20 protein-coding genes are annotated in these 21408 nt (G+C 44.4%); 4 read left to right on the forward strand and 16 right to left on the reverse strand.

The window, feature by feature from the left end:
• Positions 1 to 228: 228 nt before the first annotated feature.
• Positions 229 to 987, forward strand: coding sequence for an osmolarity response regulator transcription factor OmpR (gene ompR / locus JMY02_RS11490; RefSeq protein ID WP_201598433.1), 759 nt, complete (start codon positions 229 to 231; stop codon positions 985 to 987).
• A gap of 24 nt (positions 988 to 1011) precedes the next feature.
• Positions 1012 to 2244: a CobW family GTP-binding protein gene (locus tag JMY02_RS11495; RefSeq protein WP_201598435.1), complete on the forward strand. Its 1233-nt coding sequence runs from the start codon at positions 1012 to 1014 to the stop codon at positions 2242 to 2244.
• A gap of 248 nt (positions 2245 to 2492) precedes the next feature.
• Here JMY02_RS11495 and JMY02_RS11500 read toward each other — a convergent pair whose 3' ends face one another.
• The 4 genes from JMY02_RS11500 to ubiG form a co-directional block, all read right to left on the reverse strand.
• Positions 2493 to 2759: a DksA/TraR family C4-type zinc finger protein gene (locus JMY02_RS11500; RefSeq protein ID WP_201598437.1), complete on the reverse strand. Its 267-nt coding sequence runs from the start codon at positions 2757 to 2759 to the stop codon at positions 2493 to 2495.
• Positions 2760 to 2926: 167 nt separating this feature from the next.
• Complete coding sequence (locus tag JMY02_RS11505; RefSeq protein ID WP_227678498.1) at positions 2927 to 3763, reverse strand: YciK family oxidoreductase; 837 nt, start codon at positions 3761 to 3763, stop codon at positions 2927 to 2929.
• 118 nt (positions 3764 to 3881) lie between these two features.
• Entirely contained in the window at positions 3882 to 4592 is a 711-nt protein-coding gene (locus JMY02_RS11510) for an HAD family hydrolase (RefSeq protein WP_201598438.1), read from the reverse strand.
• Between the two features lie 69 nt (positions 4593 to 4661).
• Positions 4662 to 5528 carry a bifunctional 2-polyprenyl-6-hydroxyphenol methylase/3-demethylubiquinol 3-O-methyltransferase UbiG gene (gene ubiG, locus JMY02_RS11515; RefSeq protein WP_201598439.1) on the reverse strand — a complete coding sequence of 289 codons (867 nt, stop codon included), beginning with the start codon at positions 5526 to 5528 and terminating at the stop codon, positions 4662 to 4664.
• Positions 5529 to 5919: 391 nt separating this feature from the next.
• Here ubiG and JMY02_RS11520 point away from each other — a divergent pair, with 391 nt between their 5' ends.
• Positions 5920 to 6540 carry a thiol:disulfide interchange protein DsbA/DsbL gene (locus JMY02_RS11520; RefSeq protein WP_201598440.1) on the forward strand — a complete coding sequence of 207 codons (621 nt, stop codon included), beginning with the start codon at positions 5920 to 5922 and terminating at the stop codon, positions 6538 to 6540.
• Between the two features lie 168 nt (positions 6541 to 6708).
• Here the strand turns inward: JMY02_RS11520 and yjgA are convergent, their stop codons facing one another.
• The 8 genes from yjgA to mazG all read right to left on the reverse strand — a co-directional run bounded on the left by yjgA (position 6709) and on the right by mazG (position 14403).
• A complete protein-coding gene (yjgA, locus tag JMY02_RS11525; protein ID WP_201598448.1) occupies positions 6709 to 7221 on the reverse strand; it encodes a ribosome biogenesis factor YjgA in 513 nt (170 codons plus the stop codon).
• A gap of 57 nt (positions 7222 to 7278) precedes the next feature.
• Positions 7279 to 8244: an RNase adapter RapZ gene (rapZ, locus tag JMY02_RS11530; RefSeq protein WP_227678499.1), complete on the reverse strand. Its 966-nt coding sequence runs from the start codon at positions 8242 to 8244 to the stop codon at positions 7279 to 7281.
• Positions 8245 to 8286: 42 nt separating this feature from the next.
• Positions 8287 to 9195, reverse strand: coding sequence for a pantoate--beta-alanine ligase (gene panC, locus JMY02_RS11535; protein ID WP_201598450.1), 909 nt, complete (start codon positions 9193 to 9195; stop codon positions 8287 to 8289).
• Between the two features lie 36 nt (positions 9196 to 9231).
• Positions 9232 to 10032 (reverse strand): 3-methyl-2-oxobutanoate hydroxymethyltransferase, encoded by an 801-nt coding sequence (gene panB / locus JMY02_RS11540; protein ID WP_201598452.1) that lies wholly within the window; start codon positions 10030 to 10032, stop codon positions 9232 to 9234.
• Between the two features lie 86 nt (positions 10033 to 10118).
• Positions 10119 to 10655 carry a 2-amino-4-hydroxy-6-hydroxymethyldihydropteridine diphosphokinase gene (gene folK, locus JMY02_RS11545; RefSeq protein ID WP_406947761.1) on the reverse strand — a complete coding sequence of 179 codons (537 nt, stop codon included), beginning with the start codon at positions 10653 to 10655 and terminating at the stop codon, positions 10119 to 10121.
• Between the two features lie 113 nt (positions 10656 to 10768).
• Positions 10769 to 13012, reverse strand: coding sequence for a polynucleotide adenylyltransferase PcnB (gene pcnB / locus JMY02_RS11550; protein ID WP_201598461.1), 2244 nt, complete (start codon positions 13010 to 13012; stop codon positions 10769 to 10771).
• A gap of 166 nt (positions 13013 to 13178) precedes the next feature.
• Positions 13179 to 13553, reverse strand: a complete 375-nt coding sequence (locus JMY02_RS11555; RefSeq protein WP_201598462.1) for a ComEA family DNA-binding protein — start codon at positions 13551 to 13553, stop codon at positions 13179 to 13181.
• Positions 13537 to 14403: a nucleoside triphosphate pyrophosphohydrolase gene (gene mazG / locus JMY02_RS11560; RefSeq protein ID WP_201598467.1), complete on the reverse strand. Its 867-nt coding sequence runs from the start codon at positions 14401 to 14403 to the stop codon at positions 13537 to 13539. The genes JMY02_RS11555 and mazG overlap by 17 nt, the downstream gene beginning before the upstream one ends.
• 215 nt (positions 14404 to 14618) lie before the next feature.
• On the opposite strand from mazG, the gene JMY02_RS11565 reads away from it, so the two are divergent.
• Entirely contained in the window at positions 14619 to 16109 is a 1491-nt protein-coding gene (locus JMY02_RS11565) for a phosphohexomutase domain-containing protein (RefSeq protein ID WP_201598469.1), read from the forward strand.
• Positions 16110 to 16140: 31 nt separating this feature from the next.
• Here the strand turns inward: JMY02_RS11565 and JMY02_RS11570 are convergent, their stop codons facing one another.
• The 4 genes from JMY02_RS11570 to galE form a co-directional block, all read right to left on the reverse strand.
• Positions 16141 to 17565 (reverse strand): UDP-glucose/GDP-mannose dehydrogenase family protein, encoded by a 1425-nt coding sequence (locus tag JMY02_RS11570; RefSeq protein ID WP_201598471.1) that lies wholly within the window; start codon positions 17563 to 17565, stop codon positions 16141 to 16143.
• 39 nt (positions 17566 to 17604) lie between these two features.
• Positions 17605 to 19275, reverse strand: coding sequence for a glucose-6-phosphate isomerase (gene pgi / locus JMY02_RS11575; protein WP_201598473.1), 1671 nt, complete (start codon positions 19273 to 19275; stop codon positions 17605 to 17607).
• Positions 19276 to 19278: 3 nt separating this feature from the next.
• Positions 19279 to 20163: a UTP--glucose-1-phosphate uridylyltransferase gene (locus tag JMY02_RS11580; RefSeq protein ID WP_201598475.1), complete on the reverse strand. Its 885-nt coding sequence runs from the start codon at positions 20161 to 20163 to the stop codon at positions 19279 to 19281.
• Positions 20164 to 20233: 70 nt separating this feature from the next.
• Positions 20234 to 21295: a UDP-glucose 4-epimerase GalE gene (galE, locus tag JMY02_RS11585; protein WP_201598476.1), complete on the reverse strand. Its 1062-nt coding sequence runs from the start codon at positions 21293 to 21295 to the stop codon at positions 20234 to 20236.
• Positions 21296 to 21408 lie beyond the last annotated feature (113 nt).

A 21408-nucleotide genomic window follows, 5' to 3' on the forward strand; every position in this document is an offset into this window, starting at 1 on the left:
AGTGATGCAATTATGACTGCAATCTTATACACTAAAGTACCAATCGTACAAATATTGCTAATGACTGCTATATTGAACAAATGTAGTTATTTTTAAAAGATTTCTCGATAATCAATGGATTGACCATTAAACAATGACACAAGCAATGACACTATTTTTGTGAACCATCATATTTTTGATAAAAGTTAATTGTTTCTACTAATAATAATTTTATAATAGGATGCCTGTATGACTGATAATACCAGCCCCGATACTCTGACTCAGCGTATTTTAGTTGTCGATGATGACGCCCGTCTGCGCTCTTTGTTACAGCGCTTTCTAGAAGACGATGGTTTTGTCGTTCGTACGGCGCACGATGGCAGCCAGATGGACAAACTGATGCAACGTGAGCTTTTCTCCTTAGTGGTATTAGATTTGATGTTACCAGGCGAAGACGGTATCAGTATCTGTAAACGTTTGCGTGAAAATAATGGCGATATCCCCATTATTATGCTCACTGCTAAAGGAGGCGACGCGGATCGGATTGCAGGACTTGAAGCGGGCGCGGACGATTATTTGCCAAAACCTTTTAATCCAAAAGAGCTGTTGGCTCGGATCAAAGCGGTATTACGTCGTCAAAACCGCGAGCTGCCCGGTGCCCCAAGTCATCAACTTGAAGTGGTTGAGTTTGGTCCATGGACACTGGATCTATCGACTCGCACACTCAAACGTGACGGCAACGTAGTCACCTTAACGACAGGTGAGTTTTCGGTATTAAAAGCATTAGTTCAGCATCCACGCGAGCCATTGACTCGTGACAAACTCATGAACCTTGCGCGTGGTCGTGAATGGGGTGCGATGGAGCGCTCTATCGATGTACAAGTCTCTCGTTTGCGTCGTCTGATTGAAGACAACCCTTCACAGGCGCGTTATATTCAGACCGTATGGGGCGTGGGTTATGTATTCGTTCCTGACGAAGCTGACGTTGAAGCCGTTAAAAGTGAGTAATTTTCATTCAATACCTTTAACGCTATGAGCCCTGCTTTGAACACCTCTACTATTTTTCAAAATATACCCTGCACCTTGGTGACAGGGTTTTTGGGTGCTGGCAAAACCACGGTAATTAACCAGCTACTGGCTATTAGGCCTGCTGCTGAGCGCTGGGCGTTATTAATTAACGAATTTGGTCGGATCGGTATTGATGGTGCCCTACTGGCAAGCTCGCAAGACAATACCGCTGAGCAAAACAACATTGCTATTCGTGAAGTCAGTGGTGGTTGTATTTGTTGTACCAGTCAGCTGCCCTTACAAATCGCTATCAGCCGTCTGCTCAGCGACCACCATCCGCAGCGACTACTTATTGAGCCCACAGGGCTTGCGCATCCACGTGAGCTGATACGTCAACTCAGTGCGCCGCATTGGCAAACAGCGCTAAAAATGCAGGCGGTGATAACGGTGCTTAGCGCGCTGCAATGGCAACAAGAAAAGTATCGTACTCACGATGGTTTTCAAGCGCACGTCCGTGATGCGGATGTGTTGGTGATTAATCGTTACGCTCAATTGGACGATAGCGAAAAACAAACGTTGCAACAATGGATAGCCACGCTCAATTCGCAGGCAAACATCCTTTGGGCGCCTTCTGTGCAAACCACGCCAGAGGACGAATATTCATTGAACGCCTATCTATCAGCATTACGCACCCAGCTGACCAAGCCCAGTCATACCATCTCGCAACAGCGTATTGTGAATATTGCTCACCCTCAACACTCCACTGTTCGCTTACAGCCACTGAATAAGTCTCTATCGGCTGACTCACTTTCAAGCCTTTCTACTGTCGATAATGACACTCAGACTGACACAGATCTTGAGCAGCCTTATCGTTATCATGAACAGCAGCAAGACATCCTACTGGCAGGTTGGCGGCTACCCGCGCAATATGTGCTAAAAGCAGATGATTTACAAGATTGGCTATTGAAACTGCCAAACTGGCAACGTATCAAAGGGGTTGTCCATACCTCTGACGGCTGGCTACAGATCAATTTTACCCCTGATAGCTTAACCACTAGTACCGTCAGCCCACAGGTTGATAGTCGGTTAGAAATTATTCTACAGTTAGATGAAGATAATGATGAGGCTCAAGATACAATCGTAGGGAGCCATCAAGTAGGTACAGAAAATGAGTCTTTGCTTGCCACTGTTATAGAATTGCCGTCTGTCATCGATTGGGAGGCGTGCGACCGCGAGCTAATGGCGATAGTTATCTGATGAACGCTTTCGAAAAATGAGAGTGCAATTGATCCTAAATAAAAAAAGTACAATCATTAAAACGTACTGCTGGGATAATTATTTCTTGCTTGCTGTGCCGTTGCTGACAGAGGCTGCGAAAAATCACCCCAGCAGCACTATATTCGTTTTATAGTGGATTGACTATAGTAAGGTAAATACCGCTATACGATAAAATCAGCATAAAAAAAGCCCTCTACTATTTTATATAGCAGAGGGCTCTTTTTTAATTAACGTAATTGGCTGTCTTTACTGCCGCGCCGGTTGAACAACTCAGCGGCTCTCGCCTCTTGCTCAAGCTCGGCTTGACAACTCACACAATGCTGTACGCCAGGTACGGCCAATCGCCGTGCTTCTGGAATGGGGTTGCCACATTCATCGCAAAGCTCAGCACTAACGCCTGTGGGCAGCGAACGCCGAGCACGTTCTAGTGCATCATTCACGGTCGCATCCATTTGTTCGTGCTCAGCACCATCTCTTGACCAGCCACCTGCCATAATCCCATCCTATTTATTATTGGTTATATTTAGTCTATTAATGAAATTCAAATAGAATAAAATTCTTTAAGAACAAATAGATGGGGTTCCTACTCACTGATTACAACCTATGAGTGGACGTACAAGATCTATATAAAACGTGATGGTATTGGCCAAAAATATCGCTGCTAATCCTTTGGCTGTAGCTCGATCACTTGCCCGCGCACACCAATACTTTCATCACTCATCAAACAGACGTAGCCTGCCATGATGTCCTCTGGTGTTTTTAGACTCATAGGATTTTCCCCCGGATACGCATGAGCACGCATGTTGGTACGTGTGCCGCCAGGATTGATGCAGTTAAAGCGTAAATTGGTGGTATTTTTTGTTTCTTGGGTAAAGATATCACTCATACCTTCCACCGCTTGCTTTGATAGCGCGTAAGCGCCCCAAAAGGCGCGAGGATTTGTACCAACTGTGCTAGAGGTAAAGACTATAGAGCCATTATCAGCATCTTTTAATAACGGTAATAGCGCTTGGGTGAGCATAAAGGTCGCGGTAAAGTTGACCTTCATCACTTGGGCAAAGGTATCAACGTCATACATCTCAAGCGGTGTCAGCTGTCCAAGCATGCCAGCGTTATGCAAGATACCATCCAGCTGACCAACTTCTTTGTTAATCAGTCCTTCTAGCTGCTGCATTTCTGCATAAGTTGCGCCTTCTAGATTCATCGGTAGCATGGCTGGCTGCTTACCACCAAAGCTCTCAATTTCATCATACACGTACTCAAGCTTGCTACTGGTACGTCCCAATAGCAAAACGGTAGCGCCATAACGGGCATAGGTCAGTGCTGCCACACGGCCAATACCATCGCCTGCACCCGTCACCAAGATAGTTTTGCCGTCTAGGCAGTTACTAGCTGGCACGAAACGTCGAATGTCGTCATGAGTCAAAGGCTGAGTAGAGTTTTGGGCGGCTTGAGAATTATGGTGCTGCGTAGCTGACTGATTGGTCTGGTCACTCATGGTATTACTCACTACTTATCGTTTATATAGTTAGAATGCGAAGGCGTGTCATCAATTCAGCTGACTTTAATTTTCATAATCTAATGGATGACACGCCCTAGGTAATAATCAAGGCAATTTATAAATATTCAAATTTACCCGAAGAAAGCAATAACCGGTTTAATTCTTCAGGAGTATTGGTGATGTAATCAGCATTCCATTTCTTTAGATTCTTTTGGTCTTCAGGTGGAATATAACCATAAGCGGCTAAAATCGTTGGCATGCCAGCCGCATTGCCCGCTTCGATATCCCTTATATGATCGCCAACATACAGAACACAGCCAGCGGCACCGCGAGGGATAGCGAGCTTTTCTAACGCCATATACATGGGCTCTGGATCAGGCTTGGAGCGGGACACATCATCAGGACAGATCAGAACGGCACAGCGCTCATCTAACTGCATCTTTTTTAGTAATTGCTCTGCCAAATAACGGGGCTTATTGGTCACGATTCCCCATGGCACATTCTTTTCTTCAAGAGCCGTTAATACGGCTTCTAGTTCATTGAACACGCAACTGTCGACGCATATCTCTGCTTCATAGTCGTCTAAAAACTGCTGGCGAAAATCGAGTAACTCTGCCTCACTGACCTCAAGTTGATCGTTGTGCCGTAGCATCAATTGTACCATTGCCGACGCACCTGCAGAGACTTGCTCACGAATGTCTGCTTCAGGTGGCGCTTGCCAATCATTTTCGCGACTCATTTTACTGATGATACGGACAAAGTCAGCAGCAGTATCGATTAATGTCCCATCAAGGTCAAATAACACCGCTTTTACAAATTGGGTCATAGTGAATGCTCTCAAAATTGATAACGTGTTTAATAAAATAGCATGGCGTACAAATAACGTACTATGGCATTAAGCTGAAATTATGGGTTTTTGTACGGCCATCATATAGTTAACATCGACATTTTGTGCCAGCCAGTAGCGCTTGGTCAGCGGGTTATAATGCAAACCAATAATGTCTTGGCGTGTAAATCCAGCATCGATGGCCATTTTGTCTAGCTCAGCTGGCGTAATGAATTTGGCATAGTCATGCGTACCGCGATCCAGCAAGCGTAATACATACTCTGCCCCAACGATGGCAAATAAATAAGATTTCGGATTGCGATTAATTGTCGATAACACACAAACACCGCCTGGGGCCAATAGCTCAAAACAGGCCTGTACAATTGAGCTGGGGTCAGGCACATGCTCAAGCATCTCCATGCAAGTCACCACGTCAAATTGACCAGCGTGCGTTTTTGCTAGATCTTCTACTGGGATATGCTGATAGCGCAACGTATCTTCTAACCCGCTTTGCTCTGCATGCAGTGCCGCCGCTTTTAGGTTCTCGGTACCCAAGTCAATTCCTGTTACATCTGCACCGCGCCGTGCCATGGATTCTGACAATATACCGCCGCCACAACCGACATCAAGTACTTTTTTACCAGCCAGCCCAGTATCTGCCGTTTTATTCACGGCTGCCATATTATGGCTATCATGGTCATTTTGATAACCTTCATAACCCTGATAGCCATGCTTGATATTTTCTTCTATCCAATTCAGACGCAGAGGATTGATTTCGTGCAAGGTCGCAAACGCGCCCGTATTGCTCCACCATTCGCTGGCCAAGTTGTTGAACTTTTCGACTTCGCTAGGATCTACATTGATGGCGGTCATTTTGTCATCGAGAGAGTTATTTGCTTGTTCGTTCGAAGCAGTCGAAGATAGAGCTGCGCTCATAGCGTTTTTCCTTTATTGTCATTATCATTATTATCGTATCAGGTGCACGAAGCTGGATTTAATATTAGCATGAGAGGGACGGCTTTGTCGTGAGTACATCGTCACCGATTGTGAATGGGCTTAGCAAGTCTAAGCAACCATAGATGCAAGTCGACAGAAGCAAGATACCTTAAAGAATAGCTCACAGCTTTACAACCATCAGTTAAGAATCGGATTCACAACTACATACGTTTTGCGTTATTATAGTCGATACGCCACTTCGGTTCGATTGCACTTGGTTTGACTGCCCTCGGCGCTATGGCGTTTATACACTTTAAAAACTATGTCTTCAAAACCATAGATACAGAAATACCCTAATGAACCCTAAGTCTTCACACCTCAAGGATAAAGTATGAAACGTGTCATCACACTGACTGGTCTGGCTATGGCCATTGGACTTTCCACTATGGGCGCACAAGCGGCCGATTATGTCGCTGGCAAAGACTATCGCGTGCTAGACAATCCAGAAAAAATTAGCGGTGATGCTATCATTGTTCGTGAGTTTTTTTGGTATGGTTGCCCGCATTGTAATGTTCTGAATCCACACATGGAAAAATGGGCAAAAACCAAGGACAAAGACGTTGCATTTTTTAAGACTCCAGCCGCGCTAAACCCTGTTTGGGAAGCCAACGCTCGTGGTTTTTATGCCGCTCAGCTACTAGGGTTTGAAAGCAAAACGCATGACGCATTGTTTGATGCCATTCACAAAGACGGCAAAAAACTATTTGATCAATCTTCATTGAGCAAATGGTATGCAACAAAAGGTGTGAATGAGAAAAAATTCAACAGTCTTTATAACTCATTTGCTGTTGGTACAAAGATTGGCCGTTCACAAGCAGGTGCTAAGCGTTACCAGCTCTCTGGCGTACCAGCCGTGGTCGTACAAGGCAAATACGTTGTAACGGGTGAAAGTGCAAAAGTGCCTAAAGTTGTGGATTATTTGGTCGATAAAGCACGCGCTGAAAAGAAATAATTCAAACAGTACTGATGCAGGATGTATTTATATATCAAAAAAGCCAATCATTCGATGATTGGCTTTTTTGTTTGTTATCGATTATATAGTCAATACCAAATAAAATGGATACACAATATTATGAGGCGCGACTGACCATGCGAATCATATCTTTTAGAATTGAGATTACTATTTTTTTAACTGCGATAAGATAGCCACTTCACGAATATAACTTGCCAAGTCTTCTTTGGCCTCTGCCATCAGCTCATCATCTTGCGTGTGTTTGGCGTACTCAATCCACAATAGCAATTGATACATGCTATGGTGCTCAGAGGCTTTGTATTGTTTGACGAATTGTTTGAGTGTCCCTTCATCATCGATATTTAAACGCCCATACCAACTTTCTATTTTTGAGATTTGCTCTTTTGGAAAAACCGCATCAAACAACGCTTTTACCAGTTCATGGCGATTTTCTTCGCTAATAAGTTTGCCGACACGCTTGGTTTGGCGATTACGCGCATTGGCGCTGGTAATATCAGCCAGTGCCATCAACTCTGCCATAAAATAATCGCTGGCTGGCAGGGCTTTTAGCTGCTTTTTTGATAAGTTGGCAAGCGGAATCGACAACTGTTGCAAGCGCTCATGGGATTTTTTGAGTTCCGTACGCGAGACGCGCATGTCCTGTTCTGACCAGTCAATCATAAAAACTTTCCAAAATAATAAGTAATAGAATAAATCAAATTTGTTGTTTGTTAACAGCTACCAACGACTTTTTTCGCGATGCTTCGCCAGCACTTTTATGCCTTGTGGCATCGTATCGGCGAGGCGACGTTGTAAGTTATCAGCGATAAATACTGAGCGATGTTTACCACCCGTACAGCCTATCGCCACCGTCACCGTATGACGATTATTGTGCAAAAACTCTGGTAGCCAACGCATCAAGAATCGCTCGATATCATCCGTCATCTCAGACACTTCTGGACAATCTGCAAAGAATGTTACAACCTCTGCATCAAGACCTGTTGCATTACGCAGCTCAGGATTCCAATGTGGATTTGGTAAAATTCTCACATCAAATACAAAATCGGCATCCATAGGGCTGCCATATTTAAAGCCAAAAGACAGCAGGTTGATGACAATCTGATTATTCACACCAACGTATTCACGCAACTTGTCTTTTAACTGATGAATATTCAGATTGCTGGTATCCATTCTGATATCGGCGTGATTAGCGACTGGCTCTAATAGCTCCACCTCTTTTTTGATTGCAGCGGGTAGGTTAAAAGCAATATGCTTAGCATGATCACTATCGGTGTCCTGCAACATCAGCGGATGGACACGGCGAGTCGCATTAAAACGTGCTATCAACGTACTGTTTTGCGCGGTTACATACACAATTTTTACGGCATGTTCGCCATAAGTTGCTTTTAGAGATTCATGCATTTCTACAAAGTTGGACAAATCCGCGCGTGGCGTTCGGATATCCACACCGAGTGCAATACGGCGAATACCACTTTCGTTAACCAATTTGTGCGCGGCGTTGGGCAATAGGGACAGCGGTAGATTATCAATGGAGTAATACCCCAGATCTTCTAATATATTCAATACTGACGTTTTACCTGATCCTGAAAGACCAGATACCACTAGAATACTCAGCTTATCCATTGCTGATTTATCCACTATCTGCGCCTCTTGGTCGTTGCTTTTATCCTGATTTACATCCATGATTCATCCATCCTAGTCCATTGCATCCAGCAAATCACTGCATCAAAATGATTGATTCACCGTCACTAATTGGTTGTCCAATAAACGTGCACGTCCTAGCCAAGCAGCAACCAAAACAATTAAATTTTTATGTCCTACGGTGGAGGCTGTAGCATTATTAGCGACAGCTTCTAACTCATCCGTTTTTATTGCTAAATAATCAATAATGAAACCCGCCTCGGTAATACGCTGATGTGTTTCTGCCAGTAACGACTCAAAATCCTGCTCACGCTGATCGTTGCTTTCTAGTTTCTGTACCAGATATTGCAGCTCTCTATGGAGTACAGGTGCTATCTCGCGTTCAGCCGCATTCAAATACTGATTGCGTGAGGATAGTGCCAATCCATCAGCAGCACGGACGATAGGTGCACCAATGATTTGAATAGGATAACTTAAGTCACGCACCAACTGCTTGATAATAGCGAGTTGCTGATAGTCTTTTTGCCCAAAAACAGCAATGTCAGGCTGAACGATGTTAAACAATTTGGAGACGACAATACCAACACCGTCAAAATGTCCAGCACGCGATTGACCACACAATTGAGCCGTGATAGCACCAGCGAGTACAGAGGTCGGTGGCGGCAAGACTGGATACATCTCGTCGATATTGGGGGCAAAAACATAGTCTGCCTCCACAGTGGCCAGCTTTGTGACATCCTCATCCAGTGTACGAGGATAGCTATCAAAATCTTCGCCAACCCCAAATTGAGTAGGATTGACAAAGATACTGACCACCACGATATCTACCTGCTGTTTGGCAATTTTTACCAGCTCAAGATGACCATCATGCAGATTGCCCATCGTTGGCACTAGCGCAATACGCTTTAAACCAACCTGACTGTCATTTTGATGACCACGATAAGACTGTAAGGCCGTTTGTAAGGCTGAGATATCATGATAAATAATAGGCATTGTTGAGTATTCTTCTATTTAAAATCTTGAATAAAACTAACTAAATTGGTGCTGTTCTGTTGGGAATGTGCCTTCACGTACGGACTGCTGATACAGTGCAAACGCCCCTTCAATACTGCCAGCGCTGTTACGCTCATCAGTCAAAAAATCATGTACAAAACGCGGTACGCGGCCGTGAGCCATGCCCAGCATGTCATGCATGACCAGCACTTGACCGTCGGTATCTGCACCAGCACCAATGCCTATCACAGGCACTGCTACAGCTGCCGTCACGGCTTTTGCAAGTTCAGCTGGTACACATTCTAACACCAACAGCGCGGCACCAGCAGCGACGACAGCCTTGGCATCCATCAGTAGCTTCTCAGCCGCTTCATCACCGCGTCCTTGGATTTTGTAACCACCAAAGACATTGACAGATTGCGGTGTCAGACCAAGATGCACACAAGTTGGCGTACCTGCCTGCGCCAATATGGTGATTAACTCACAAAGTTCACTGCCACCCTCGACTTTAATCACATGCGCGCCAGCTTGCATCAATTGCCGACTATTGATAACGGCTTCTGGCAACGTCACATAACTCATAAATGGTAAATCAGCCAAAATCAAAGCGTGCTTATTACTACGGGCAATATTGGCAGTGTGATAAGCCATGTCATTGACTGTCACTGGTAGCGTTGAATCATGACCTTGTACGACCATGCCCAAGCTATCGCCAATCAAAATGGTATCAATTTGCGCTTTATCCATCATCCGTGCAAACATTGAGTCATAACACGTCAAACAAGTAAATTTGATACCGTCTTTTTTAAATTTATTTAAAGTAGATAACGTTGTCATATCACTCTCTATTAATCTGCAATGCTTTTAATTGTCACTAACTATCACTTTCGCTAACCATTGGCTTAACGGTAACGAAAAAACCATCAGTCACATGATAATAATGTTAAGCCTGTCCAATCATTACTCTGTGGATAGTCCACTATTGGTATTCCTGCAACCGTCAGTGTTGGCGTTAATTCTCGTAATGGTATCAATACAAAATTACGCTCAGATAGCCCAGCATGCGGTATGGTCAGCTGGGGATCTGTCATTTGTAAGTCGCCATACAGTAAAATATCGACATCCAGACTACGCTCACCCCAACGTCGTATACGTGCCCGCTTAGCCAACGCTTCCAACTGTTGGCAATATGCCAGTAGTGTAAATGGGGTCAATGTCGTCTGAAAACCAGCCACCGCATTGACGAAATCTGGCTGGTCTTGTGGCCCCATAGGCGCTGATGCATAAAATGAAGAGGCTTGAAGCTCACGTATTTGGCCATACTCTTGCATGCTGGCAAGGGCGCGCGCTATATGCTCGGAAGGTGAACCCAACTCGTTCATTAGATTGCTGCCCAAGCCCACATAGCAGCTAACCCATGTAGCAGCCCGACTGTTATCTGCATTAAAATTTGTCTTCATACTGCTAGGTTTGGTATTGCTGTCAATGCTGAACATGGCATAGTAATCACTTTATGTAAAATCCACACTCAATCGCTGCTGTCATTATTAAATACGATTAAGACTAAGCACGATTAAGCATTATCCGTACTGGGCTGGCGGCGACGACGCTTTGATGGTACAGGGCCTTTATTGTCATTCACCGTACTGGCTATCACTGGACTATTGGTCACTTGATTGCTTTCAACCGACTTTGCTTTGGTGGATTTTTTAGCTTTGGCAGGCGCAGCAGCTTTCACGGTTGCCTCATGCTCAGCCGTATTTTTAGCTTGATTATTCGCTTTACCAGTAGAGCCAGCGGTTGATTTTGGCGCTTTTTTCGTATACTTTTCAATCGTTTGATCGCTATTGTCAATTGCTTGAGTCTCTACACTGCTTGTGTTGTCTACAGTAGGTTGACGGCGGCGACGCTTATGCGGAATCGGCTCATTATTCATGCTCACTAGCGCAGGCGACCTTGCTACCGAACGAGTAGCGTGCGCGCTCGTTGTTGGTGGCGGCTCAATCTCTGAATGACTGACTTTAGATGGCTTGACACTACTTGAACGATTGCTTTTAACCTCAGCTTTTGGCGACTGATGCGGTGCTTCTTTTTCAGTTGCTGCCAGCTTGGTTGCTGGTTTTTTCTGCACAGGTGCTTCGATACGTCTATGATTTTCGGCATCTGACAGCTGTTTTTGTAATGGCGGCACGACTTTTTCGTGTTCTATGACAAATAACGGTGCAGGCTTAGCGTTATGGCGTTTGTTTGACGCTTGATTACGGCTATTAGCAAGAGACAACTGCTGTAACTGGAGAAGCTCATTGCTGTCTTGTGTTACTTGCTGCTGCGTGTCGTTACCTTTACTGCCATTAGATTGTTGCTTAGCCGGTGTGGCTTGATTTGCTGCACGGCGGCGACGTGATGGGATATTTGATGAATCATTTACCATTGTCTGATTATTCACACCTTTTTCAGTCATACCATTGGTTTTGCTATGCTTGGTATTGTGTTGATTAGATACTGACTCATCAGCAGGAATGGACTCTGGATTTTGACGATTACGGCTGCGTCCACGTGACCCTGATCCTTGTTTATAAGCACCGCGGCGAATATTTTCGTCAAAATCATTAATGGCTTGCTGCTGCTCTTGCTCAGACAGCGTTTGATACGTCTGCCACCAATCGCCCATATCATTGGTTGACTCTGACAATGGATGCTCGGCATCACCGCACTGTTCACGCAGTAATAAAAAATCAAACCCTGCACGGAAACGCGGATGCTCAGAGAGCTGGACAATTTGTTTACTACGCGGCGCTGCAAGTTTCGGCTGTAGCACCCAAATATCACGGATAAATTGCTCAGCAAATTTGGGAATCGCTGTTTTGATACGTTGACGGTCGATAACTTTGCTGGCGGCATGCATTTGCGCTTCTGCGAACGGCATATTGCGTTTTTTGGCTTTTGCCAATTGGTGCAGATAATTTTCCCACAATAGCGCGGCATAAAAGAACGCAGGATTGATACTTTTGCCTGCCGCAATACGTTTGTCAGTATTGATCGCTACTTGATTCACCAAAGCACTTGGTTCAGACGGTGGATAAATGACTAAACTATCAATTGCGCCAGACTCAAACAATAGTGGTAACAGCGGTACCAAATAGCCACCCGTGAACATTTTTTGCGTCTCATCATAGAGACGATGCGGGGATATTTGCTCAAGTAATGCCCAATTACCATCATGAAATTGCTCGGACAAGGCGTCATCAAATTCAAAACCCAACTTGGCTTTAAAACGTAAAGCTCGCAACAATCGTACTGGATCTTCTTCTATACGAACGGGCGCATTACCCAAGAGGCGAATGATTTTATTATCAATGTCTTCGAGCGCACCGCAAAAATCATGAACCACGCCTTTGAGCGGCTGATAATAGAGAGCGTTGATGGAAAAATCACGGCGAGAAAAGTCTTGTTTGATGTCACCCCAGACGTTATCACGCAAGATCATGCCGTCTTGATTGGTATTGGCATCACTGGTTGGCGGACCACGGAAAGTAGCAACTTCAATCAATTCTCGTCCTGAATACACATGCGCTAACTGAAAGCGGCGACCGATAATACGGCAGCGCTTACCAAAGACATCTTTTATTTCATGCGGCTTGGCATCAGTGACAGCGTCAAAGTCTTTTGGACGCAGACCCAATAAGGTATCACGCACACCGCCCCCGACGATATAGGCATCAAAGCCAGCTCGGGTCAATGTGGCAATCACTTCAGTAATGGAATTGGGTAATTCAGATTTATTCAGTTCTAACTGCTTGGCGGCACGCTCGGCCATGCATCTACTCCTCGCCGGTATTCTTTGACCACCTCTGACGAACACAGCGTTTATCAGGCGGATGTACCTGCTAGTTTAACAAATTTTGGGCGTGCTGGGTGTGTTATGACACTTACTTACATGCTATTTTATCAATACTAGCGTTAATTAATGCAAAATCTCATTATTAATCTTGCACACTTAACCGTCCTCTATTTTTCTCAATGGTTTTTGCGCCTATACCTTTGACCTTGGCTAGCTCATCAACCGTTTTAAAATCGCCAAACATCTCACGATACAAAATGATTGCTTGCGCCTTACTGCTGCCAATACCATGCAATGACACCAGCTCGCCTTCACTGGCACGATTGATATTAATCATTTTTTGATCACGGGCTTGTATGGCTGATTTTTCTTGTGCTAATAAATACTCATAGGCGCGTTGCGGGTTGTCAAAACATGGGGCTGCATTAGCGTTATTAAGCACAGCAATAACCAATACTAGGCAGCAAACGGCGTTCGTTATTAAGCCAGCAAACGAGTATTTATTGTGAACGTTCATGTCGTTTAGCCGCTTCCCACAGTGCATCCATCTCTGTTATGTCGCTATCTTCTAGGCGCTTGCCGACCTCAGCTAACTGCGCTTCAATGTAACCAAAACGTGATTTAAACTTATGCACACAAGTCAGTGTGGCGGTTTCAGCATCGAGGTTCAATTTACGGGCAACGTTGACCAACGCAAACATACAATCGCCCAGCTCTTTTTCTATTTCTCGGATATTGGCCTTGATGTCCGCTTTGGATGTATCTGCCAGCTCAGCTTTTAGCTCATTAATCTCTTCATCGAGCTTATCAAAGGCGCCGCTGATACCCTCCCAATCAAACCCAAGTTTTGATGCTTGTTTCTGTACATCTTGTGCTTGCATAAGCGCACTGCCCGCTTTGATACTGTCCAAACGACGCGTTGGTTTACCACGTACCTCACGGGCTTGCTTCTCCTCCGCTTTAATCTCATCCCAGCGCTCTTTTACCGCTGCGTCATCTTTGAGGGTTTCTGTTTCAAATACATGGGGATGACGACGAACCAGTTTTTCCTGCAAGGTAGTAATGACATCATTAATATCGAAGCGACCTTGTTCCGCATACATTTGACAATGAAAAATGACTTGTAGCAGCACATCACCAAGCTCGCCTTTGATATCCTCGTCATCATCACTTTGCACCGCCTCGCCCAATTCATAAGCTTCTTCAATGGCATACGGAATTAAGCTATGATTGGTTTGTTTTTTATCCCATGGACAATCAGCCCGTAGACGTGCCATGAGTGCCAAAAGATCCTCAAATTGACCACTTGCGTCCGGCAACCCTTGCACAGGTTCAGGGGCTTTGATTTCGGTGTCTAACGTACTCATAGGGGATGCTCTTATAGTTTTTTTATCATTTGATTTAGTGTTTAAAAATGAAGAATAACTCAGCACAGATTTATGCTGTCACTATCTACATGCGCTTTATCTGCATTGGCTTTATTCATTGAATAGTTAGTGTATCATTGAACACAGTTTGGCGTATCCTCGCCCTATTTACTTTTTTATTTTATCACTGCTCACGCGCAAGGAATTTTATTATTATGTCCACTTCTGCGACCAACAGCTATCAACCGGCCACTGAGTTTGATCCTATTGTTATCGATTCTTTTAAAGCTTACGATATTCGCGGCGAGCTTGGGGTCAATCTTGATGAACACATTGCTTACCGTATCGGGCGTGCCTTTGCCCAGATTTTATTTCAGCGTTATCAGGCATCCATTGCGAGTCAAGCCTGTGATGATATGGAAAATCTGCAGTCTGCTATCGTTATCGGCAGTGATATTCGTCATTCAAGTGAGCCATTAAAACAAGCAGCTATCAAAGGTATGATAGACGCGGGCGTTGATGTGATTGATTTGGGCATGACTGGGACAGAAGAGGTGTATTTTGCCACCAGTCATTATCATGCATTGGGCGGTATCGAAGTGACCGCCAGCCATAACCCTATTAATTATAATGGCTTAAAACTGGTCAAAGAACACTCAAAACCCATCAGTGCAGATGATGGTTTAGCAGAGATTCAGGCGCTGGCGGAGTCTGGACAATTCATCAATGATAACCAATCAGGGAAGTTGCAATTATTGACGGACAAAAACGCTTATATTAAGCATGTGATGACTTTTATCGACATGGATAAACTCAAACCGCTCACACTGGTGATTAACTCAGGCAATGGCAGCGCTGGCCCTGTGGTTGATTTATTAATCGACAGGCTGATACAAGCTGGCGCGCCACTTGAGGCAATCACACTGCACCATACCCCTGATGGTAGCTTCCCCAATGGCATTCCTAATCCAATGATCGAAGCCAATAGACTCACAACCCAGCAGGCAGTACTAGAAAACAATGCAGACCTTGGTATTGCGTTTGATGGCGATTTTGACCGTTGTTTCTTATTTGATGAAAACGGTGAGTTTATTGATGGTAGCTATATCGTGGGTATGCTCGCGCAGGCGTTTCTGAACAAGTATCCAAACGAGGCAATCGTCTATGACCCACGTGTGATATACAATACTGAGGCTGTGATTGCAGACCATAATGGTAAGGCAGTCATCAGTAAGTCTGGACACTCTTTTATCAAGCAAGTGATGCGTGAGTCAGGCGCAGTATATGGTGGCGAGATGTCAGCCCATCATTATTTTCGCGATTTCTTCTATTGTGACAGTGGCATGATTCCATGGTTATTGACCATTGAGCTGTTGTCAATCACTGGCAAAACCTTATCAGAATTGGTCACAGGTTATATTCAAGCGTATCCCAGCTCAGGTGAGCTAAACTTTCACCTAACAACCCATGATGCAACGACGATCATAAGCGCTATTGAAGAGAAATTTAGTATACAAAACCCAAGCAAATCGACACTGGATGGCTTAAGTCTCAACTTTGGTGAATGGCGCTTTAATTTACGGGCGTCCAATACTGAACCGCTCATCAGATTGAATATCGAAAGTCGCGGTGATGAGCAATTATTGGCAACCAAAACCCAAGAAATTCAGCAATGGCTAGCATTACAAGGTGCTATACCAGCTTAGGATTATATAGGGCGTGTTGAACATTCAACCGTTATTTAGAGCGACCGATCCCTATATAATCACCTACTAAGCGCTCGATTTGCGGTCGTGTCAATGTATTTTGCGCATCGAACATTGGCATTGCTTGCTCATTGATCTTAGTAATATCTAGCTGATCTCTTGGTGACCAGCTTATAATAAAAATTGCTTGGGCTTCATGAAGCTGCTGATAAGGACTATTAATCAGTTCAAACAATGGCTGCGACTCATACAGCATGGCCAGTTCAGTCTGTGCTTTATCACTATACACCAAAGTACGAATGTCATAAGACCATAGTAGCGCCAATAATGGATGAATGGCTGAGCCAGCAGTACGTCCAGATCCCGCTTTATAACTTCCGCCCCAAATCATGACCGTTTTATGGTCAATAAAGCCATCAAAATACTGCCAAAATTTACGAAATATCAGCTCTTTTTGGTCTTCATTGATATGCATGCTAGCTTGTAGTAGCGGCATATCTAAACTGTGCGTTTGGCTCGACTGCTGTAATTTGGTCAACTCAGTTGGCAAAGTATCACCGCCAAATCCCCATCCAGCTTGCAGGTAACTACTGCCAACCCGCTCGTCTAATCCCATAATACGGCTTACTTGGCTGATATCAACCTGTTGGCTATCCGCCAAGCGTGACATCTCATTCATGAAGCTCACACGCGTCGCGAGCATAGCCATAATACTACTACGGGCAAATTCTATCGTTGCAATATCAGCATAATGAGTGGCATGCGCTTGCTGCATTAAAGGGTTCAGTATCTCTAGATGTTGGCTACTATTCGGCGTCTTTTCGCCAAGCAACCACAATGAAGGATTCAACATCGAGCTATAAGCATCACCATCTTTCAGGAACACAAAGGGTACATAATATACCCAAGCACGCTGCAAACGCTGCGCCAATGTTGAAACATGTCCCAGTTGCTCAATATCGCTCATAATTAGCGGTAATGCTTGCTGATGACTGTGATTAAACGCCGTGATCCAGCTGTCCTCCATCCAAACGGACTTGATACTGTTTAAAAACAGCCAGTAAAGCGCCACTGTTTTTTGTTCATCGATATTGTGACTATGACCAATGTCACGGTTAATATTATGACTGGCATCATGATTCACTGCTTCATAGCGGTGTATAAGCTTGTCGGCACTATCTGGTAAATCATGACTCACAATAAGCTGCTGCTGCTCATACATTTGCCATAATGCTTGCAAATGATGCTCAAAACCATACTGCTGTATGTGCTGCGCCAATGCCTGCCTATCTGCATACAAGTGGACACGCTGGCCCAAGCTCGCCAGCACCACAGCACTGGTAATAGCTTCAATACTATGACCAACAAGCACACAAATAGAAGCACTGCTAAGCTGATTTAGTGCAGAATTATTTTTATATTCAGAGGTAGATTCGTAATTTGCATCGGTACTCATGGATTCGCCTTTTAACATTATTAACCGATCAGCAGCCTCTTAAGACAGCTTTTTAATGTACTGTAACAGCTGTTCAGTAGAAGTATCAAATTGGCCACTATTGCCGTGCTGCATGGCGTGATGCACAGATTCTGCCATCTGCTTGCCCATTTCAACGCCCCATTGGTCAAACGGATTGATGTCCCAAATGCTGGCCATCACATAGACTTTATGCTCGTAGAGCGCAATCAGCGCTCCCAAACTATGAGGAGTGAGTTCATCGATTAGTACGGTGGTTGACGGCTGATTGCCACGATAATACTTATATTTGTCTGCATCAGCATCCACTTTGGCATCAGCTATTTTTGCAATCGCTGTATTACCAAAAGCCAATACGCGACTTTGCGCCAAACAGTTGGCCAAAGACAGCTCATGCTGCTGCTGTAATGGCGCGTTTTTTACATTATCACTGTAACGACGTACACAAGCGATAAAGTCGCAAGACACCTGCTGCGTGCCTTGATGTAGTAATTGATAAAATGCATGCTGAGCGTTTGAACCAATTTCACCCCATAAAATTGGACAAGTGTCGTAGTCAATGTCATCGCCATGCTGGGTAACCGACTTACCGTTACTCTCCATCTCCAGCTGTGTTAAGTAGCTCGGCAAATAACTTAAACGACCATCGTAAGGCAACACTGTGTGCGCATTCACCTGTAAAAAGGTACTGTTCCAAACGGCAATTAGCCCCAACAATACCGGTAAATTGTCTGCAAAATCAGCCTCAGAAAAATGCTCATCCATACTATGAGCACCGCTCAATAGCGCCTTGAACTTGGGCATACCAATTCGGATGGCTATCGCCAGCCCAATCGCTGACCATAATGAGAAGCGGCCACCGACCCACTCCCAAAGCTGCAGCTGATGCTCAGGATGAATACCCCACGCGCTCATTTTCTCACTATTGGCTGAAATACCGATAAAGTGCCGGCGCAATACGCTGTCTTCAGTACCCGCCCGCAGTTTGGCAGTGGCAAGTAACCATGATAATGCCGTTTTAGCATTGGATAAAGTATCCACTGTGCCAAAAGATTTGGACGAGATAATAAATAAGGTTGTTTCAGGATTTAGATGCTTGAGTAAATTATCAAGCTGAGTGCCATCCATGTTAGAGACAAAGTGCACTGCAATTTCGGTATCTGCCCATTCATCCAGCGCAGTCGTCGCCATCAGTGGCCCAAGATCAGATCCACCTACCCCAATATTAACCACATCGGTAATGGCTTTTCCTGAAAAGCCGCGCCATGTACCATGACGTACTCGCTCGGACAATCTGGCCACTTGCATCAGACTGTGATGAACATCAGCCACCACGTCTTGACCATCAACGTTTAACCTTGCTGTTTCCGGTAGACGCAGCGCCGTATGTAGCGCGGCACGCTGCTCACTCGTATTGACCATAGCACCTTGCATGAGCGCATCAATTCGTCTCGATACCTCACAGCTCTCTGCTAGCTGCAATAGATTTACCAACACTTCCTCATCAAGACACTGCTTACTGTAGTCCATATACAGTGCTCCAGCTTTCGTGCTAAAGCGTGTCGCGCGGTTATCATCTTGCGCAAACAAATCTGCCAGTGACCATGGCTGCGTCGCAAGCGTTTGCAATTGCTGCCAATATTTAGAACTACGAGCATTGTTAAATGCCGTTTTGCCCTTGATCGCGTCCATCAGCTACTCATCATCTTTTAATTGCTGCTCGGCAAAATAGATAAAGGCTTGCATATACGAACGCATATCACCTGCATCATAGCTGTCACCGCGCATGGTCGTTACGTTAACGCCATACTCACTGATCAGTGCATCAATGGCATCGGTTAACTGTATTTCGCCACCAACAGAGGCGATAGTATTGGCCAAATAATCAAAGATTTGATTGCTAAACACATAGCGGCCTACCACGGCCAGTTTCGAAGGTGCATCGGCTAAACTCGGCTTTTCTACAAAACCTGCGACTTTAAAGCTAATATTCACCTCTGCTTGATCTTCAAAAGCACTGGTAGCACTAAACTCTTCGTGTAATTGGGCGATGCCGTATTTATGTACATCCTCATCTGCCACTTTATTTACCAATATTTGTGAATGGTTGTCTTTGGTAAAAGCGTCAATCATAAAGGCCAAATTATTAACAGTCATATCATTAGTAAAAGGGTCAAGCACGACATCAGGCAATAATACGGCAAAGTCATGTTCACCAATGATGGGGCGCGAAGCCAGTACCGCATGACCCAAACCTAAGGCTTTACCTTGACGTATCATCGATACCGTCACATCCTTTGGCAGCCAGTTCAGGCTATCCGCCAGCTCGTCCTTGCCTTTATGACGCAGTTGGTTGTCCAATTCAGCATTGATATCGAAATAATTTTCAATTGCGCTTTTTTGCGCATGACCGACCAAGACAATATGCTTGATGCCGGCAGCAATCGCCTCTTCGACCACATAATGAATGGCTGGACGATTGCCAAGTGGCAGCAGCTCTTTGGGCACTGATTTAGACAATGGCAACATACGAGTACCGAAGCCTGCAACAGGGATGACCGCGTGAGTAATTTTTTTCATAAAGTTAGGGCTATATTAAGAAAATAGGTTAGACAAAAGTAATTGGCGAACAGTAATAATTTAAAAAATATTAAGAAATATTGTAGCCTTGGGGATTCATACTCTGCCAACGCCAAGTATCTTGACACACATCACTAATTGATAGTTTGGCTTCCCATTCTAATAATGCTTTTGCTTTGTCAGCACTAGCATAGCAGCTGGCAATATCACCTGCACGGCGATCGGCAAACTGATAAGGGATATTTTTCCCAGTTATCACAGTAAAAGCACTCACTAGTTCTAATACAGAGGTACCTTTACCAGACCCTAAATTAATAGGTAAGAAACCTATTGAGGGTTTTTTCTCTACACTGTTTTTTTCTGAATGGGACTGTCCTTCTAAATAATTCAGCGCTGCCACATGCCCTTGCGCCAAATCAGTGACATGGATAAAGTCACGCACACCTGTTCCATCTACAGTAGGATAGTCATTACCAAAAATATTGAGTTTATCAAGTTTACCAACTGCGACTTGCGAGATATAGGGCATTAAGTTATTTGGAATATCGTTAGGATCTTCTCCAATTTGCCCTGATGGATGCGCTCCTACTGGATTAAAATACCTTAAAGCTATTAGACTCCAGCTAGCATCCGATACTGCTAGGTCTTCTAAGATATGCTCAACCGTAAGCTTACTTTGTCCATAAGGATTGGTGCAAGAACGCTTCGATTTTTCATCAATAGGTAGCGTTTCTGGATCACCATAAACAGTCGCAGAAGATGAAAAGATTAGGTTTTTGACACCATGGGATGCCATGACTTCTAGTAAAGTAATAGTGCCACTGACGTTATTATTATAGTACAACAACGGCTTGGCAACCGACTCGCCAACGGCCTTTAAGCCTGCAAAGTGAATGACACCAAAGAACTGATGTGCAGAAAACACTTGTTTTAATGACTCAGCATCTCGGATATCACCTTTGACAAACTCAATAGGTTGGCCAATGAGAGTAGAGACTCGATTAATAGCCTCTTTACTACTATTGGATAGGTTATCGTACACGACAATATCGTAACCTGCTTCATGCAGTGCAATACAGGTGTGAGAGCCAATATATCCAGCACCGCCCGTGACTAATATTTTGTTTTTCATAATGTTATTTTCAAGGCAAATAAAAACACCCCATTGTGAACTGACCCCCATAAGTTGGACACAACTTATGGGGTATTTTTATGCGTTACAACATAGACTTTAAACTCAAGATC

Source organism: Psychrobacter vallis, assembly GCF_904846715.1.
GTDB lineage: Bacteria > Pseudomonadota > Gammaproteobacteria > Pseudomonadales > Moraxellaceae > Psychrobacter > Psychrobacter vallis.